The following is a 6,284-nucleotide window of genomic DNA, read 5'->3' as shown; positions in this document are numbered from 1 at the left end:
GGCAACGTCACCGGACCGCATCTGCACTTCGAGGCCCGCACCAGCCCCGAGTACGGCTCCGACATCGACCCCGTCGCCTACCTCCGCTCGCACGGCGTGGACGTCTGAAACGCCCGACGGCGACTGCTCCGCTTCCCGAAAGCCCCGGCTCCCCGAGCCGGGGCTTTCGGCGTTCGCCACGGCCGACTGTCCAAAAAATATCCCTGGATTCCTGCCCGCCGTCGGAAATTCCGGCTCATTGCAATAGAGTCACGGAACACACGTCACCAGTCGACGTTTCACGGGGATTAAGCGGAGGTCGGTCATGCGTATTCCCGCGCACTCGGTGTGCACGGCCATCCGGGACGACATCGTCGCGGGTGTCTACGAGCGCGGCAGCCGGCTCACCGAGGAACTTCTCGCGCGCCGCTACGGCGTCTCGCGCGTCCCCGTCCGGGAGGCCCTGCGCACTCTGGAGGCCGAGGGCTTCGTGGTCACCCGGCGGCACGCGGGCGCGTGCGTCGCCGAACCCACCGAGCAGGAGGCCGCCGACCTGCTGGAGATGCGCATGCTGCTGGAGCCGCTGGGTGCCGCCCGCGCCGCCCAGCGCCGCACCGAGGCCCATCTGAAGGTCCTGCGCGGCCTGGTCAGGCTCGGCCAGGAGCGCGCCCGCCGGGGCAACAGCGACGACCTGCGCTCGCTGGGCGGCTGGTTCCACGAGACGCTCGCCCAGGCCTCCAGCAGCCCCGCGCTGACCTCGATGCTCACCCAGCTCCGGCACAAGATCGCCTGGATGTACGCGGTGGATCCACCGGCCGGACCCGTGGAGTCCTGGGCCGAGCACGGCGCGATCGTGGACGCGGTGGCGCGCGGGGACAGCGAGCGCGCGCGGGCGGTCACGGCGCTGCACACCGAGCGCTCGACGGCCGCGCACCGGCTGCGTTTCGGCTCCGCGGGGGAGCGTGCCGAGCGTGTGAGGAACTCGCAACATGCCGTAAACACGGCAAGCCTGCGGCATTAACACGGGAGCCGTATACAAAGAGTGGGAAATTCGCGGGAGATTATTTCTGCTGCCCGCCGGCAGGAAATGCACGGAAAAGGCGAAGGGCTCGCCCGAGGAATTCGGACGAGCCCTTCAGGGTGCGCCGGGTCGGGCGCGGGGAAATACTCAGACGGTCTCGGGCAGTTCCTCCAGGCCCTCGGAGACCAGCTTGGCCAGCCGGTCCAGGGCGGCGTCCGCGCCCTCGGCGTCGGAGGCGAGGACGATCTCCTCGCCGCCCTGGGCGCCCAGGCCGAGGACGGCCAGCATGGAGGCCGCGTTGACGGGGTTGCCGTCTGCCTTGGCGATCGTCACCGGGACGCCTGCGGCCGTGGCGGCTCGGACGAAGATGGAAGCGGGGCGGGCGTGGAGGCCCTCGGCCCAGCCGACGTTGACGCGGCGCTCAGCCATGTGTTGCTGCCCTTCGGTGTTCAGGGTTGTCTAGACCAGTTTCCCATAACGTGAAGCTGTCCGGAGCGGTCCTGATGACCCGCCCCGGGGTGCCGTCGGATCGCGGCCTCGACCCGACTGACGCCCTCCACAGATTGCCTCGCGCCCGTTGTCAGGCGCTAGCCGTACTCTGGGGCCCATGCAGACCTCGCCGGACCGGCACGAGTATCCCGCCCACTGGGAAGCCGACGTGGTGCTGCGCGACGGTGGTACCGCGCGCATCCGGCCCATCACCGTTGATGACGCCGATCGCCTGGTCAGCTTCTACGAGCAGGTCTCCGACGAGTCGAAGTACTACCGCTTCTTCGCGCCGTACCCTCGCCTGTCCGCCAAGGACGTCCACCGCTTCACGCACCACGACTTTGTGGACCGGGTGGGACTCGCGGCCACGGTCGGCGGCGAGTTCATCGCCACCGTACGCTACGACCGGATCGGCGCCGACGGAACGCCCGCGTCGGCACCGGCCGACGAGGCCGAGGTCGCCTTCCTGGTCCAGGACGCCCACCAGGGCCGCGGCGTCGCCTCCGCCCTGCTGGAGCACATCGGCGCCGTCGCCCGGGAGCGTGGCATCCGCCGCTTCGCCGCCGAGGTGCTGCCCGCCAACAACAAGATGATCAAGGTGTTCACGGACGCCGGGTACACCCAGAAGCGCAGCTTCGAGGACGGCGTGGTCCGTCTGGAGTTCGACCTCGAACCCACCGACCGCTCCCTCGCCGTGCAGTACGCGCGCGAACACCGCGCCGAGGCCCGGTCCGTGCAGCGGCTGCTCGCGCCCGGCTCGGTCGCCGTCATCGGCGCCGGGCGCACACCGGGCGGCGTGGGCCGCAGCGTCCTCGGCAACATCCGCGACGCCGGGTTCACCGGCCGCCTGTACGCCGTGAACAAGGCGCTCCCCGAGGGGCAGAAGGAGCTCGACGGTGTGCCGGCCCACCGCTCGGTGCGCGACATCGACGGCCCGGTCGACGTCGCGGTCGTCGCCGTACCGGCCGAGCATGTCCCCGAGGTCGTCACCGAGTGCGGCGAGCACGGTGTGCAGGGGCTCGTCGTGGTCTCCGCCGGGTACGCCGAGAGCGGCCTCGAGGGGCGCGAGAACCAGCGCGCGCTCGTGCGGCAGGCGCGCACGTACGGCATGCGGATCATCGGGCCGAACGCCTTCGGCATCATCAACACCTCCCCGCGGGTACGGCTCAACGCCTCCCTCGCCCCCGAGACGCCCCGTCCGGGCCGGATCGGCCTGTTCGCCCAGTCCGGCGCCATCGGCATCGCCCTGCTCTCCCGGCTGCACCGCCGCGGCGGCGGCGTCACCGGCGTGACCGGCGTCTCCACCTTCGTCTCCTCCGGCAACCGGGCCGACGTCTCCGGCAACGACGTACTCCAGTACTGGTACGAGGACCCCGACACCGACGTCGTCCTCATGTACCTGGAGTCCATCGGCAACCCCCGCAAGTTCACCCGCCTCGCCCGCCGGACGGCCGCGGCGAAACCGCTGGTCGTGGTCCAGGGCGCGCGGCACGCGGCCGCTCCCCAGGGGCACGCCGTCCGGGCGACCCGGCTGCCGCACGAGACCGTCTCGGCCCTGTTGCGGCAGGCCGGCGTCATCCGCGTCGACACCATCACCGACCTGGTGGACGCGGGCCTGCTCCTCGCCCGCCAGCCCCTGCCGGCCGGGCCCCGGGTGGCGATCCTCGGCAACTCCGAGTCGCTCGGCCTGCTCACCTACGACGCGTGCCTCGCCGAGGGCCTGCGGCCGCACCCCCCGCAGGACCTGACCACGGCGGCGTCCGCGGCGGACTTCCACGCGGCCCTCTCGCGCGCGCTGGCCGACGACCGGTGCGACGCGGTCGTCGTCACGGCCATACCGGCGGTGGGGGAGGTCTCGGTCGCGGACGCGGCCCTCGCCGAGGCCCTGAGGTCGGCGTCGGCCGCCTTCCCGGCCAAGCCCGTCCTGGTCGTGCACGTGGAGCTCGGCGGCCTGGCCGAGGCCCTCTCGGCGGCGGCGAGCACGGCACCGCAGGCAGAGACGGACATCCCTCCGCAAACCGCCCCTCGTTCATCGCTGGCCGAAGAACGACCGCCCGCCGTCGAGGCCCCCGACGGCGCCCACCTCATCCCCGCCTACCCCGCCGCCGAGCGAGCCGTCCGCGCCCTCGCCCAGGCCGTCACCTACGCGCAGTGGCGGCGCGAGGCCGCCGACCCCGGCAAGGTGCCCGAGTACGACGACATCGACGAAAGGGGCGCCGCCGCACTGATCGACGGGCTGCTCGCACGCGGGCAGGGACTCACACTCGGCACGGAAGAGACCTGCGACCTGCTCGGCCACTACGGCATCCACGTCCACCGAGCCCTCCCCGCCCCGACCCCCGACGCCGCCGCCGAGGCCGCCCGCGCCCTCGGCTATCCCGTGGCCCTCAAGGCCACCGCCCCGCACCTGCGGCACCGCGCCGACCTGGGCGGCGTCCGCCTCGACCTCGCGGACGAGGAACAACTACGGCGCTCGTACACCGAGTTGACCGAGCTGTTCGGCGCACCGGACGAGCTGCGCCCCGTGGTGCAGCGGATGGCGCCACGCGGAGTGGACGTCGTCGTACGCGCCGTCATCGATCCCGCGGCCGGAGCCGTGCTCTCCTTCGGGCTCGCCGGAGCCGCCTCACAGCTGCTCGGGGACACCGCGCACCGGCTGATCCCCGTCACCGACCGGGAGGCCGGCTCCCTGGTGCGGTCGATCCGCACCGCTCCTCTGCTGTTCGGCTGGCGAGGCTCCGCACCGGCCGACACCCGCGCCCTTGAGGAGCTGCTGCTGCGCGTGTCCCGGCTGGTGGACGACCACCCCGAGGTCGTCGCGGTCACCCTGGAGCCGGTCGTCGTCGCCTCGCACGGCCTGAGCGTCCTGGGCGCCTCCGTCCGCCTTGCGACACCCCCCGCCCGCGACGACCTCGGCCCCCGGACCCTCCCCGCGTACTGACAGGGGGCGAGCTGTGCCTCGCAGTCAGTGGGCCCCCGTAGGATGGGCGTCATGGCCAAGACCAGTACGACGACCCAGGGGCTGCGGGCGGCGATCGAGCGCAGCGGCTACTACCCGGCCCTCGTGGCCGAGGCGGTGGAGGCCGCCGTGGGCGGCGAGCCCATGCGGTCGTACCTGGTCCACCAGGAAACGACGTTCGACCAGAACGAGGTGCGGCGGCACGTGACGGTGCTCGTCCTCACGGACAACCGCTTCATCGTCAGCCACACCGACGAGCAGGCCGCCGACGGCACCTCCCCGACGCCGTACGCCACGACGTCGACGGAGTCCGTGAAGATCGGCCGCATCTCGTCGATCGTGGTCAGCCGGGTCGTCGCCAACCCGGAGTCGTACAAGCCGGGCACCCTGCCCCGCGAGGTCGTCCTCACCATCGGCTGGGGCGCCGTCTCCCGCATCGATCTGGAGCCGGCCGCCTGCGGCGACCCCAACTGCGAGGCGGACCACGGCTACACCGGCAACTCGACGGCGGACGACCTCAGCCTGCGCGTCAGCGAGGCCGGGGACGGACCGGAGACCGTGCGCCAGGCACTCGCCTTCGCGCAGGCCCTCTCCGAAGCGACCGCGGACGCCACCCGCTGATGGCACAGCCCACGACGGCCTGGGACCACTATCCCGAACCGCTCACCGTCGCTTCCGCACCGGTCCCCGAGTACGGCAGCGGCTCCCTCGCCGACCTGCTGCCCACCCTGGCCGCCGGCATGGGCGTGCCGGGAATGACCGCCGCGATCTCCGAGCTGACCCCCGCCGACCGGAACTGCGTGTTCCTGATCGACGGCCTCGGCTGGGAGCAGCTCAAGGCGCACCCCGAGGACGCCCCCTTCATGGCGTCCCTGCTCGCCACCTCACGCGGCGGCACCGGGCGCCCCCTCACCGCCGGCTACCCGGCGACCACCGCGACCTCCCTCGCCTCCGTCGGCACCGGCCTGCCGCCCGGCGCGCACGGCCTGCCCGGCTACACCGTGCGCAACCCGGACACCGGCGAGCTGATGAACCAGCTGCGCTGGCAGCCGTGGGCCCCGCCCGGCCCCTGGCAGCCGTACCCGACGGTGTTCCAGCTGGCCCACCAGGCGGGCGTGCACGCCGCGCAGGTGTCGTCCCCGACCTTCGAGAACACCCCGCTGACCAAGGTCGCGCTCAGCGGCGGAACGTTCCTCGGACGGCTGCCCGGCGAGGACCGCGTCGACCTGGCGGCCGAGCAACTGGCCGCGGGGGACCGCTCCCTGGTGTACACGTACTTCGCCGAAGTCGACGGCGCAGGCCACCGCTACGGCGTCGACTCCGACACCTGGCGCGGCCAGCTCATGTACGCCGACCGCCTGGTCCAGCGCCTCGCCGAGCAACTGCCGCCCCGCAGCGCCCTCTACGTCACCGCCGACCACGGCATGATCGACGTGCCCTTCGACGAGCAGCACCGCATCGACTTCGACGAGGACTGGGAGCTGAGCGCCGGCGTCGCCCTGCTCGGCGGCGAGGGCCGCGCCCGGCACGTCTACGCGGTACCCGGTGCCGCGAACGACGTCCTGACCTGCTGGCGCGAGGTGCTCGGCGAGCAGTTCTGGGTCGCCTCACGCGACGAGGCCATCGCGGCGGGCTGGTTCGGCCCGCGGATCGACGAGCGGGTGTACGGCCGTATCGGCGACGTGGTCGCCGCCGCCCGGGACGACGTCCTGATCACCGCTTCCCAGCGGGAGCCCAACGAGTCGGCGATGGTCGGCAACCACGGTTCGATGACCCCTGCCGAGCAGCTGGTCCCCCTGCTCGAAGTACGCTCCTGACGTCCCGCCACATCCCCGC

At 72.6% G+C, this 6,284-nt stretch carries 5 protein-coding genes and 1 pseudogene; 5 read left to right on the top strand and 1 reads right to left on the bottom strand.

All coding sequences use genetic code 11. The features are described 5' to 3' along the window. Nucleotides 1-108, top strand: a pseudogene (locus tag ACWIF2_RS00820) (M23 family metallopeptidase); the annotation flags it as partial. 196 nt (nucleotides 109-304) lie between these two features. Then, nucleotides 305-1,000 carry a GntR family transcriptional regulator gene (locus tag ACWIF2_RS00815; protein WP_454357845.1) on the top strand — a complete coding sequence of 232 codons (696 nt, stop codon included), beginning with the start codon at nucleotides 305-307 and terminating at the stop codon, nucleotides 998-1,000. A gap of 147 nt (nucleotides 1,001-1,147) precedes the next feature. On the opposite strand, the gene ACWIF2_RS00810 is transcribed toward ACWIF2_RS00815, so the two are convergent. Further along, the gene (locus ACWIF2_RS00810) at nucleotides 1,148-1,429 is read right to left on the bottom strand and encodes an HPr family phosphocarrier protein (protein WP_003993478.1); all 282 of its coding nucleotides are present in this window, start codon (nucleotides 1,427-1,429) and stop codon (nucleotides 1,148-1,150) included. A gap of 178 nt (nucleotides 1,430-1,607) precedes the next feature. Between ACWIF2_RS00810 and ACWIF2_RS00805 the strand changes: the two genes are divergently transcribed. From ACWIF2_RS00805 to ACWIF2_RS00795, 3 genes are read left to right on the top strand one after another with little or no spacing between them, the layout of a single operon-like run. Beyond that, on the top strand, nucleotides 1,608-4,430 hold the full coding sequence (locus tag ACWIF2_RS00805; RefSeq protein ID WP_454357844.1) for a bifunctional acetate--CoA ligase family protein/GNAT family N-acetyltransferase: 2,823 nt from the start codon (nucleotides 1,608-1,610) through the stop codon (nucleotides 4,428-4,430). Between the two features lie 51 nt (nucleotides 4,431-4,481). Further along, entirely contained in the window at nucleotides 4,482-5,069 is a 588-nt protein-coding gene (locus ACWIF2_RS00800; protein WP_382498523.1) for a DUF5998 family protein, read from the top strand. Next, nucleotides 5,069-6,265 (top strand): alkaline phosphatase family protein, encoded by a 1,197-nt coding sequence (locus tag ACWIF2_RS00795; RefSeq protein ID WP_454357843.1) that lies wholly within the window; start codon nucleotides 5,069-5,071, stop codon nucleotides 6,263-6,265. The genes ACWIF2_RS00800 and ACWIF2_RS00795 overlap by 1 nt, the downstream gene beginning before the upstream one ends. Nucleotides 6,266-6,284: the final 19 nt, after the last annotated feature.

It is taken from the genome of Streptomyces sp. NPDC055506 (genome assembly GCF_053643595.1).
This window is presented reverse-complemented; position numbering and strand designations above follow the sequence as displayed.